At 63.1% G+C, this 10,825-nt stretch carries 10 protein-coding genes; 6 read left to right on the top strand and 4 right to left on the bottom strand.

The genetic code is table 11. From position 1 onward, the window contains the following. The first annotated feature begins 242 nt into the window (after nucleotides 1-242). The 3 genes from KOL99_RS18930 to KOL99_RS18920 all read left to right on the top strand — a co-directional run bounded on the left by KOL99_RS18930 (nucleotide 243) and on the right by KOL99_RS18920 (nucleotide 3,030). Nucleotides 243-1,538 (top strand): Nramp family divalent metal transporter, encoded by a 1,296-nt coding sequence (locus KOL99_RS18930; protein ID WP_236026440.1) that lies wholly within the window; start codon nucleotides 243-245, stop codon nucleotides 1,536-1,538. 5 nt (nucleotides 1,539-1,543) lie between these two features. Next, complete coding sequence (locus KOL99_RS18925; protein ID WP_216512036.1) at nucleotides 1,544-2,458, top strand: universal stress protein; 915 nt, start codon at nucleotides 1,544-1,546, stop codon at nucleotides 2,456-2,458. Nucleotides 2,459-2,841: 383 nt separating this feature from the next. Next, on the top strand, nucleotides 2,842-3,030 hold the full coding sequence (locus KOL99_RS18920) for a hypothetical protein (RefSeq protein ID WP_216512035.1): 189 nt from the start codon (nucleotides 2,842-2,844) through the stop codon (nucleotides 3,028-3,030). A gap of 77 nt (nucleotides 3,031-3,107) precedes the next feature. On the opposite strand, the gene KOL99_RS18915 is transcribed toward KOL99_RS18920, so the two are convergent. Both KOL99_RS18915 and KOL99_RS18910 read right to left on the bottom strand, forming a co-directional pair. Beyond that, on the bottom strand, nucleotides 3,108-4,508 hold the full coding sequence (locus tag KOL99_RS18915; RefSeq protein WP_216512034.1) for a DEAD/DEAH box helicase: 1,401 nt from the start codon (nucleotides 4,506-4,508) through the stop codon (nucleotides 3,108-3,110). Nucleotides 4,509-4,743: 235 nt separating this feature from the next. Continuing rightward, nucleotides 4,744-5,355, bottom strand: coding sequence for a hypothetical protein (locus tag KOL99_RS18910; protein WP_216512033.1), 612 nt, complete (start codon nucleotides 5,353-5,355; stop codon nucleotides 4,744-4,746). A 234-nt stretch (nucleotides 5,356-5,589) separates the two neighbouring features. On the opposite strand from KOL99_RS18910, the gene KOL99_RS18905 reads away from it, so the two are divergent. The 3 genes from KOL99_RS18905 (at nucleotide 5,590) to KOL99_RS18895 (ending at nucleotide 9,718) form a co-directional block, all read left to right on the top strand. Next, nucleotides 5,590-7,038: an ATP-binding protein gene (locus tag KOL99_RS18905; protein ID WP_216512032.1), complete on the top strand. Its 1,449-nt coding sequence runs from the start codon at nucleotides 5,590-5,592 to the stop codon at nucleotides 7,036-7,038. Next, nucleotides 7,035-7,715 carry a response regulator gene (locus KOL99_RS18900; protein ID WP_216512031.1) on the top strand — a complete coding sequence of 227 codons (681 nt, stop codon included), beginning with the start codon at nucleotides 7,035-7,037 and terminating at the stop codon, nucleotides 7,713-7,715. The genes KOL99_RS18905 and KOL99_RS18900 overlap by 4 nt, the downstream gene beginning before the upstream one ends. A gap of 326 nt (nucleotides 7,716-8,041) precedes the next feature. After that, nucleotides 8,042-9,718, top strand: a complete 1,677-nt coding sequence (locus KOL99_RS18895) for a methyl-accepting chemotaxis protein (RefSeq protein ID WP_216512030.1) — start codon at nucleotides 8,042-8,044, stop codon at nucleotides 9,716-9,718. 93 nt (nucleotides 9,719-9,811) lie between these two features. Here the strand turns inward: KOL99_RS18895 and KOL99_RS18890 are convergent, their stop codons facing one another. Then, on the bottom strand, nucleotides 9,812-10,120 hold the full coding sequence (locus tag KOL99_RS18890) for a hypothetical protein (protein ID WP_216512029.1): 309 nt from the start codon (nucleotides 10,118-10,120) through the stop codon (nucleotides 9,812-9,814). A gap of 15 nt (nucleotides 10,121-10,135) precedes the next feature. After that, nucleotides 10,136-10,771, bottom strand: coding sequence for a CBS domain-containing protein (locus KOL99_RS18885; RefSeq protein WP_236026438.1), 636 nt, complete (start codon nucleotides 10,769-10,771; stop codon nucleotides 10,136-10,138). Nucleotides 10,772-10,825: the final 54 nt, after the last annotated feature.

Here is a 10,825-nt window from a genome sequence, read left to right as displayed (position 1 = left end):
TGATAGGACGCCAGATTCTAGCCGAGATAATGATAATTATCAAACAATTTCGCAGCGGTCGTGATGACCGCCTCGGCTATAGTATCTCACCGTCGCTTGTACCATGCTCAAAGGTCCGCTGCCAACTCATTTCGCAGCGAACACCGGCCGCGCATGTTTTTCATACATTGGTGTTGCTCTTGATGCCATCGCGGATAGAATTAGGTGACGTTTTCGACCATACAAACAGCCGCGAGGTGACATTGCCGAAAAACAGCACCAGCAGCCTTGATTCAAGGACCGTCCAGTCCGCCCTGGAGGCCCTGTCGCGCGAAACGAAGCAATCACGGCTCGCCCGCGTCTTCCCCTTCCTCGGCCCCGCCTTCATCGCCAGCGTCGCCTACGTCGATCCCGGCAATTTCGCCACCAACATCCAGGGGGGGGCGCAGTTCGGCTACCTGCTGCTCTGGGTGATCATCACCAGCAACCTGATCGCCATGTTGATCCAGACGCTCTCGGCCAAGTTGGGGCTCGCCACCGGCCAGAACCTCGCCGAACACTGCCGCAACCAGTTCCCCAAACCGGTGTCCATCGGCATGTGGATCATCATGGAGGCGGTGGCCATGGCCACCGACCTGGCCGAGTTCATGGGGGCGGCGCTGGGGTTCCAGCTCCTGTTCGGCATCCCGCTTCTGGCCGGGGCGCTGCTCACCGCCCTGGCCACCATCGCCATCCTCGGCATGGAGCGCTTCGGCTTCAGGCCGCTGGAGGCGGTCATTTCCGCCATGGTCGCCGTCATCGCGCTCTGTTACGTGGCCGAGATCTTCATCGTCAGCCCCGACTGGGTCGACATCGCGGGGCACGTTGCGCGCCCCCGGTTCGCCGGGAGGGAGAGCATCCTGCTGGCCACCGGCATCATCGGCGCCACCGTCATGCCCCACGCCATCTTCCTGCACTCGTCGCTCATGCAGGGGAGGATCGTGGTGAAGGACCGGCGGAAGCTGCGCACCCTGTACCGCTACGAGATCATGGACGTGGTGATCGCCATGGGGATCGCGAGCTTCGTGAACATGGCCATGCTCATCATGGCGGCGTCCACCTTCTACGCGACCGGCAAGACCTCCATCGCCACCATCGAGGAGGCCTACCGGACCCTGGAGCCGCTTTTGGGCCCGGCGGCCAAGTTCATCTTCGGCGTCTCCCTGCTCTTCTCCGGCCTCTCCTCCAGCAGCGTCGGCACCAGCGCCGGCCAGGTAATCATGCAGGGCTTCATCCAGCGCCACATCAGGCCCTGGATCCGGCGCGTGGTCACCATGGCGCCGTCCTTGTTCGTCATCGCCATGGGCTTCGACCCGACCCGCACCCTGGTGATCAGCCAGGTGGTGCTTTCCTTCGGGCTCCCCTTCGCCATCGTCCCGCTGGTGCTGTTCACCCGCCGCCGCGACCTGATGGGTGACCTGGTCAACAAACCGGCGACGACCGCCTTTGCCGCGATGGCAGCCGGCCTCATCGTCGCCCTCAACATCTACCTCATTGTCTCAACCTTATTCCCAGGATGATCGCCATGTTCAAGCACATTCTCGTCCCGATGGACGGATCGAAACTCGCCGAGGCCGCCCTGCCGGCGGCCCGTTTCATGGCCGAAAAGCTGCAGGCCCAGGTGACCCTCTTCCACGTGGTGGAGAAGGACGCCCCGAGCCAGGTGCATGGCCAGAAGCACCTGACCGGCCCCGAGGAGGCGCACGCGTACCTGCGGGAGGTCGCCCTCACCTGGTTTCAAGGCGTCTCGAAGGTCGAGTGCCACGTGCACGAAACGGAGACCCCGCTGGTCTCCGAGAGCATCGTCGCCCACGCCGCCGAGCTCGGCCACGACCTGGTGGTGATGTGCTCGCACGGGCGGGGCAAGGCCTTTCACCTGCTCTTTGGTTCCATCGCCCAGAAGGTGATCGCGGGGGGGACCCTGCCGGTTCTGATCACCCACCCCGACGAGAACGGCGAGCCGCCGCCGTTTTGCTGCGGCCAGATCCTGCTGCCGCTCGATACCGACCCGGAGCACGAGAAGGGGCTGCCGGTGGTGAAGTCGGTCGCCCGCATCTGCAACGCCGACCTGCACATCACCACGGTGATCCCCACCTACGAGTCGCTCCCGCCCGACCAGAAGGTGTCGGCGCGCACCCTGCCGGCGACCGCCGCGCGCATGCTCGACCTCGAGGCGCGCGACGCCTCCGAGCACCTGGCAGGGGTGGTACAGGAACTGGTCCGGGAAGGTATCCACGCCTCGGCCCACGTGCTCCGGGGTGATCCCGCGGAAACCATCGCCCGGGCCGCCCAGGAGGCGAAGATAGATCTCATGGTGCTCCCCACCCACGGCAAGACCGGCATGGCCGCCTTCTGGACCGGCAGCGTGGCCCACGGCATCTGCAGCCGCAGCAGGTGTCCCCTGTTGCTGGTCCCCATTTCCGAGCCGTCTGGCTCCTGAGCCGCGCGCGGGCAGAGCGGACGCAAAAAGGGAAGGCCCAAAACGGCCTCCCCCTTTTTTTCATCGCCCGTGACGCCGGGCGTTCATGCTCACGTCTCCTCGCTCTTGTTCCTATTTCCTTCCCGACCCCTTGCACATGGTGCAGGGAACTTCCTCAACGTCGTATCCGGACTGCCGGGAAGCCATCAGGATTTTTCCTCTGCCGTTGCATTTGGGGCATCTCGATCCAAGCATGGCGCTCCTCCTTTGACAGTAGCTATCTTCTTCTGTGCCAACAATTTTATCAAAAAAGCGTAGAATGGGGTAGCTACAACTCTACCGACACCCGATCAGTTCAATGACACACAGGGGCTATGACATTTTCATCAAGGGAGGTGACCATCATGGCATGCAACAAAGAGACGCACAGCGAGCACATCTGCGCCCTCACCGCTAGAGGAGAGATAGACAAGGTCCACCAGCTCACGCTGCAACCCACCGTCGAATGCGGCAACTGCGGCGCCAAGGCCAGGGACGTAGACGCGGTGTGCGACCCGGTGCAGCTCCCCGAGGCGGGGTGGCTGGGAGACTGAGGCCGACAGCCACCATGAAAAAAGGGGAAAGTCGCGAGACTTTCCCCTTTTCTTTTGCGCTTGATTACCGCTGCAGCCTACCTGCCGCTGCGGCGGGCGGCGTGGTTGCCGGGACGCTGCGCGCCGGCGCGCTGCCCTTCCCCCGCGCCGGGGCCGGCGGGGCGGCTCCCGCCCTGGCGCTGCCCGGTCTGCTGGCGGTTGCCGCCGGCGCCGCGGCTGTTGCCGGGCTGTGCGGCTCTCCCGCCGGCGGGCGCACTCTTGGCTTCGGCAGGCTTGCCCTGGGCCGCGGCGGCCGGCTTCCTGCGTTGCGGCTCGCGGGGCGCCCGGGCGAACTCGGCGTCTTTTTTCGGGGCGGGGACCGTGTAGTCGAAACCTTCCACGCGGCGCCGCTCGATCTTCGCGCCCAGCACCCGCTCGATGCTTTTCACCATGGCCTCGTCCTCGCCGGTCACCATGGTGAAGGCGTCGCCGGTCTTGGCGGCGCGCCCGGTGCGGCCGATCCGGTGCGTGTAGGCCTCGGGGGTGTCGGGGATGTCGTAGTTGATGACGTGGGAGATAAGGGAGACGTCGATGCCGCGCGCGGCGATATCGGTCGCCACCATGATCTGGTAGGTACCGTCCCTAAAGCCGTCCAGCGCCGCCTGCCTGCGGTTCTGGGACAGGTTCCCCTGCAGGCTGGTCGCCTTGTAGCCGGCCTTCTCCAGCTGCTCCCCCACCCTCTTCGCGCGGTGCTTGGTCTTGGTGAAGATGAGCACGCTCTCGGTGTCGGTGTGCTTCAAGAGCTCGAAGAGAAGCGGGGTCTTCAGGTGCTGCCCCACCGGGTAGAGCGCGTGGGACACGGTCGCCGCGGGGGCGGTGCGGCTCACCTGCACGGTCACCGGGCGGCACAGGATCTCGTGCGCCAGACGGCGGATGTCGTCGGGCATGGTGGCCGAGAACATGAGGTTCTGCCGCTTGCCGGGAAGCGCACGGAGGATCTTTCTCACGTCCGGAAGAAAGCCCATGTCGAACATCTGGTCCGCCTCGTCCAGGACCAGTACCTCGACCTTGGAGAGATTGACGGTCCCCTGGGAGATGTGGTCCAAAAGGCGTCCCGGGCAGGCGACCACGATATCGGCCCCTTCCTTCAACTTCTTGATCTGCGTGTTGATGTTGACACCGCCGTAGACGGTGATGCTTTTGAGCCGGGTCTGCTGTGCCATCGCGTTGAGCGACTCGTTGATCTGCTCGGCCAATTCCCGGGTGGGCGCGAGTACGAGCGCGCGCACGTGGCCACGCACGCCGTCGGCCAGACGGTGCAGCAAGGGAAGACCGAAGGCGGCCGTCTTGCCGGTGCCGGTCTGAGCCAGCCCCAGGACGTCCTGACCTGCGATCACGGCGGGGATCGCCTGCAGTTGGATGGGGGTGGGAACCTGGTAGCCCACGGCCTCTACGCCGGCCTGGACTTTGGGGTGCAAGTTAAACTGTTTGAAATCCACTGGTACTCCTGTTTCTTGGTGTGACGCCACAAAAAACCCCAGAAGCCTGAAAGGCCCATGGGGTCCGTGACTCATTAGAGCTGGGAGTATAACACGAAACTGAGGGAAAATGGCGGAAATTTATCCAATGCTGCGTTTTGCCGTCAGAAAAGGCCTCCCCCTCCCGTCCCGCCCCTCCAGGAGAAGGAGGAGAGCCCGGAAGATGCGGTGCGGGAGGAGGCTGCCAGCCGTGGGATCAGTGACGATCCCGGTAATCCCGATGGTCGTCCTTGCGGTCGTCGCGACGGTCATCCCTGCGGTCGTCACGGCGGTCATCACGGGACCCGTCACGGTAGCCGCTGCGGTAGGCATCGCGGTAGTAATCCTTGCGCTCGCCCCAGCGCCCGTCGCGGCGCTCGGCCACCGGACGGTACCAGTTGCCGCGGTAGCGGTCACGGTCGCTCAGGTAGGTGCGGTACTCGTGGTCGCGGTAGTAGCGGATCTGTTCGTAGCGGTGCTGGTGCAGCCCGTAGGGGAGCCGGCGCGGCGCCACGTAGGTCCACGGTCCGCGGTAGCTGCTGGCCATGTACCAGTAGCCGTCCCGGTACTGGTAGTAGCAGTCGTCCATGTAGACCACGTCGTAGGGAAGCCCCACCGACACGTAGAACCCGAGAGCGGGCGAATAGATGAAGCTGGGGGGCTCGACGTAGGCGACCGGCGCCGGAGGAGCCGGGTAGACGACCGGAGGCGGGGCCACGGGGACCGTAGCGACCGGAATACCGACATTGACGCTGAAATCCACCCTTGCCTGGGCTGTGGCGGCCGCGGCAAGTACCATAACGAATGCCAGTGCGATGAGCTTTTTCATGATCTTCTCCTTGCGGCTTCAGCCGTCTTCCTTATGACAGTTACTGTGCGTTGTTTCCCGGCTGCCATGACTTGGCGCCGGGTTCATTCATTCTTTGAGATCCAAGCTACCAGCACAATAAGGAACAATTGTGGAGCAAATGTGGAATTTCCAGAACGCTCAAAGATGCAATGGCACATTAAGCACAACTATGTTAATAACAAAGCTGTACGAGTGACTTAAACGGTGGATGTCATGAAGGTAAAGATCAAATACAGGCTCTTTTTCACCATGCTGGCAGCGACCGGCGCGGTCGTCATCAGCATGTTCCTCATCATGCAGTGGAGCATCGGGCACGGCTTCCTCGCCTACGTGAACACCATGGAGAAGGACCGCCTGCAGCGGCTGGCCCACGTGCTGGAGCAGTCCTACGCCCAAAACGGCGACTGGGATTTCCTGCAGCGGGAAACTTCCACATGGTTCGACATGGTTGCCGCGACCCGGGAAGGGCGCGAGGGTGGCGAAGCCGATCCCGGCCAGCGCAGGATGGGGCGGCGCGGGTTCATGAACCTGAGCGGCCAGGGGCAGCACCTGCCGCAGCGCTTCCTCTACCGTTTCGAAGGTCGCGTGGTGCTGCTCGACCCCGACAAGCGCCTGATCCAGGGGACCCAGGGGAACCTCGATACGGCCCAGGTGCGCAAGCTGACCAGCGACGGCGAGGTGATCGGCTACCTGGCGCTGCGCCCCAGACAACGGCTCACCGACACCTACCAGCTCCTCTTCGTGCAGCAGCAAAAGCTCACCATGGGCCTGGTCGCCATCGTGATGCTGCTCGTGTCGGCGGCGCTGTCGCTCCCGTTGGCGCACCGCCTGGTCGAGCCGATCAAGAGGCTCGCGGCTTCCCTGCACCGGCTCGCCTCGGGTGAGTACGACGCCAGGGTCCCGGTGCAGTCAAGCGACGAGCTGGGGCAACTCGCCCGCGATTTCAACACCCTGGCCCTCTCCCTGGAAAACAACGAGCGGGCCCGCCGTCGCTACCTGGCCGACATCTCCCACGAACTGCGCACACCGCTTTCCATCCTGCGCGGCGAGATCGAGGCGCTGCAGGACGGGGTCCGCCCGCTGGGACCTGAGTCGATGCGGTCGCTGCACGCCGAGGTGATGCACCTGGGGCGGCTGGTCGAAGACCTGTACCAGATCTCCATGTCCGACATCGGCGCGCTCAACTACAGAAAGGAACCTGTCGACCTGACCGAGCTCCTGGAGGACGCGCTGGAGCCGTTTGCAGCCAAGTTCCACCAGAAGAACATCGCCCTGCGGCAGCAGCTCCCCGACGAGGAACTGACCGTCTACGCGGACGGCGTGCGACTGAACCAGCTTTTCAGCAACCTTTTGGGCAACTCGCTCAAGTACACCGACCAGGGGGGTGAGCTGTCGGTACGCCTCTCCCGCAACGACGGCCGGGCCGTGGTGGAATTCGCCGATTCGGCCCCCGGCGTGCAGCCGGAGGAACTGGCGCAGCTCTTCGACCGGTTGTTCCGGGTGGAGAACTCGAGGAACCGGGCCCTGGGCGGCGCCGGGCTCGGCCTGGCCATCTGCAAGAACATCGTCGAGGCGCACGAGGGGACCATCGCGGCACTCCCTTCCCCAAAGGGGGGGGTGCTGATCAGGATAGAACTGCCGCTTAACGGGAGCCGGACATGACACAGACCATCATGATCGTCGAGGACGAGGAAAAACTGGCCAGCCTTTTGGGGGATTACCTGAAGCAGTCGGGATTCGAGACCGTCTGGATCGCCAACGGCACCGAGGTGGTGCCGCGGGTGCGGGTGCGGCAGCCCGACCTCGTGCTGCTCGACCTGATGCTCCCGGGGCGCGACGGACTGGAGATCTGCAAGGAGATACGGACCTTCTCGCAGCTCCCCATCATCATGATCACCGCCCGCGTCGAGGAGATCGACCGGCTGCTGGGGCTGGAACTGGGCGCCGACGACTACGTCTGCAAGCCCTTCAGCCCGCGCGAGGTAGTGGCGCGGGTGAAGACCGTGCTGCGCCGCAGCGTGGAGCAGCCGGCACCGTCCGCCGGCGGGCTTACCCTGGACCAGGACCGCTACTCCGCCCAGTGGCAAGGACGCGACCTCGACCTGACCGTTGTCGAATTCAAGCTTTTGCACTTTCTCTACCAGAACCCGGGGCGCATCTACTCCCGGACCCAGTTGATGGACCGCATTTACTCAGACCAGCGCATCGTGAGCGACCGGACCATCGACAGCCATATCAAGAAGCTGCGCAAGAAGATCTCCGCCGTCGCCCCCGACCAGGAGCTGATCCACTCCATCTACGGCGCCGGCTACAAGTACGAGCCCCCCAGCCAGGATTGAGGTTGGGGGCTTTGCTCATCGCTGTTCCTCCCCACTCTATGCAACCGCATCTTGCCACCATTTCCCTCTAGCTGTTTTCTAACGCCCAGTCTCTGGCGGCCACGCGGTACTCTGCATCTCAATTCTTTGCTTAAGAAAATCCCACGGCTTCCGATATTCACATTAGCACAGGGGAAAAGTGACAACTCGCTATCCTTGCCACACCGCCCTGTGGGAGTTTTAGAAAGCACCTATTCCAACAGGATGATTTGATATCCATCGCCGAAGTCGATACGTCACTTAGCTGACAGGTAAAGATAGGCGCTCTGCCTAAGGAGGGAATAAAAATGCTTAAGAACATGAAGATCGGTACCAGGTTGATGCTCAGTTTCGGGCTCGTTGTCCTGCTGTTGGTAGGAGTTGCCGGCACCGGTTACTGGGGGGTCAAAGACGGCGAACACACCATGGTCACAGTCCTTGACGGTGAAGCCAAGATCGCCGAGCACGCGGCCAGGGCCAGGGCCAACGTATTGGGGATGAGACGCTATGAAAAGGACATCTTCCTGAACATCACCGATGCTAAGAAGGCCGAGGAGTATTACGCCAAGTGGAACGAGGAGGCGGGCAAGACGTCCGAACGCGTTGCGGACCTGGAGAAGGTGGTGCGGGACAAGGAGGACGTGGAAAAGACCAAGATCATAAAAGAAAACTTCGCCCTCTACAAGGCAGGCTTTGCGAAGGTGGCCGGCTCCATCCTCGATGGCAAGTTGAAGACACCGGCCGAGGCCAACGCCGCCGTTGCCGCCTTCAAGGATGAAACCCACAAGATGGAGAATACTGCGGTCGAGCTGGCTCAGGAAGCCAACAAGGCCATGCAGCAGGAAAAAGGAATGGTCCTAAAAGCAACCCAGCGGGTGGTCTCCCTGCTGGTCACCATCTCCATAGTTGCCGTGCTGCTTGCAGTCGCACTCAGTTTCCTGGTCACGTCCAGCATCAAGAAACCGCTGCAGGTGGGGGTCGACACCGCGAACCGCCTGGCTGACGGCGACCTGACCTTCGAGATAGGCCAGACATCGAAGGACGAGACCGGACAGTTGCTCGCCGCCATGAGCACCATGCTGAACAAGCTCAAAGAGGTGGTGACCGAGGTCAAGGCGGCCACCGATTACGTGGCGCAGGGAAGCCAGGAGCTTTCCTCCAGTTCCGAGGAGATGTCCCAGGGGGCGAGCGAACAGGCGGCCGCCGCCGAGGAAGCCTCCTCCAGCATGGAGCAGATGACCTCCAACATCCGCCAGAACGCCGACAACGCGATACAGACCGAGAAGATCGCGGTGAAATCGGCCGAAGACGCCAAGGACGGCGGCAAGGCGGTACTGGAAACCGTCCACGCCATGAAGGAGATCGCCAGCAAGATCAACATCATCGAGGAGATCGCGCGCCAGACCAACCTGCTGGCCCTGAACGCGGCCATCGAGGCGGCCCGTGCCGGCGAGCACGGCAAAGGGTTCGCCGTGGTCGCGAGCGAGGTGAGGAAACTCGCCGAGCGGAGCCAAAAGGCTGCCGGTGAAATATCCGAGCTGTCCGCCAACAGCGTCAATATCGCCGAAAAGGCCGGGGAACTTCTGGCCAAGATGGTCCCGGACATCCAGAAGACCGCCGAGCTGGTCCAGGAAATCAGCGCCGCCAGCCGCGAACAGGACACCGGCGCCGAGCAGATCAACAAGGCGATCCAGCAGCTCGACCAGGTCATCCAGCAAAACGCCAGTGCCTCCGAGGAAATGTCCTCGACGGCCGAGGAACTCGCCTCGCAGGCCGAGCAGTTGCAGAGTACCATCGCCTTCTTCAAGATCGGGGACGAAGGGAGGACCAGGGCGAGATCGATCAAGTCGCCCAAGGCGAAGGACAAGCCGGGCGCCAAACAGATGACCGTGGCCAAGGCGGCGACTGCGCAGAGCGGTTCCGGGCAGATGGGCAAGGCCGTCGGGGCCGACCTGGAGATGGACAACGAATTCGAGCGGTTCTAGTCTCTAAAAACAGCGACGAAAAAGCCGGGTGCCCGGTGACCATGATGGTCGCCTGCGGCACCCGGCTTTTTTTGCGCCTTGCAATGGCGGCGGCTAGATGAGCTCCACCTGGCTCGCCCTGACGATCAGCAGCGCCTGCCGGAAGTCGGCCGTCAACTGATGCCGGTACTGCTTCCACCAGGCCCGGTCCAGTTCCTTGGTCATCACCTCGTAGATGACGATGTCGTCCTGGACCGTGGTCTCCTTGGTCTCCTTCCACAGCCCCCGGGCGGGAGAGCGCATGTAGGTGGTGATGCCGCCGAAGCGCTCGGAAAGCTCGTCGCGCACCTTGAGGAACTCGTCCTGGGTGAACTGGTTCCCATCGTTGTCGTAGAGCGGCAGCAGGATCTGGATCAGGTGCATGTCACCTCCGGGGAGTTACGAGGTCTCGCGCACGTCCATGATCTCGCGCACGTGCGGCCGGATCGCCTCCACCAGCTTCTCCTTGGACACCCCTTGCACCTTGAAGGTGTTGATCCAGGTGTCGGCCTGGTTGCCGTCCACCTCGCTGAAGCCAAGGCCGACGATGTTGCCGCCCGCCTCGTAGATGGTCTTGGTGACGTCGGCGAGGGTCCCCTTGGCACCGGTGGTGGCGACGGTGAGGCGCACCCCCTGGCGGCGGCCGCCCAGGAGCTCGAGCAGGATATTGAAGAGGTCCGACTCCGTGATGATGCCGACCAGCTTGCCCTCCTGCACCACCGGCAGCCCGCCGATCCTGCGGTCGACCATGATGCGGGCCGCCTCCTCGAGCGGGGTGTCCTCGGAGACGGTGATGACGTCCTTCGCCATGCACTTCTCGACCGTGAGCTTGGCCAGCAGGTCGTGGATTTCCCAGATGGCGAGCGAGGTCGCCGGTGACGGGGAGGCTTGCAACAGGTCGCGGTCGGAAACGATACCCACCAGTTGACCGGAGCGGTCTACTACGGGGAGGCGCCGGATCTTCTTCTCTCCCATCAGACGCAACGCCTCGGTCACCGAGATGTCGGGAATGATGGTAATCGGTTTTTGAGTCATCCTGTCTCGTACAAGCATTGTGGCACCCTCCTAGGTTTGTTGTGCTGCAGCCGG

Source organism: Geomonas azotofigens (genome assembly GCF_018919395.1).
GTDB lineage: Bacteria > Desulfobacterota > Desulfuromonadia > Geobacterales > Geobacteraceae > Geomonas > Geomonas azotofigens.
This window is presented reverse-complemented; position numbering and strand designations above follow the sequence as displayed.